Raw genomic sequence first — 280 nt, forward strand, 5'->3', positions numbered from 1 at the left:
AGGCCTTTCTCAAACGAAACGATGACACGCCACTGGCCGCCATGCTGCGCGCCGCCTGGCTCGACCAACTCGCTGCGCAGCGCCGCTGGAAGGAATACCTGGCGTTCTACCGTGAAGACGCCGACATCGACCGTCGCTGCCATCACCTGCAGGCGCTGATCGAGACCGGGCGGGCCGAGCAGGCTTTTGCCCGGATGGCGCCGGTGTGGCTGCACGGCAAGTCGCGCCCGAAGTCGTGCGATCCGGCGATCGAGGCCTGGAGCGCGGCCGGTCATCGCAG

1 protein-coding gene is annotated in these 280 nt (G+C 67.9%); it reads left to right on the plus strand.

Features of this window, described 5'->3' with window-relative positions:
* Positions 1-280: hypothetical protein (locus MD536_RS21750; protein WP_239603874.1), on the plus strand; the 280-nt coding region annotated here is incomplete at both ends.

The organism is Flavihumibacter cheonanensis, assembly GCF_022352215.1.
GTDB lineage: Bacteria > Bacteroidota > Bacteroidia > Chitinophagales > Chitinophagaceae > Flavihumibacter > Flavihumibacter cheonanensis.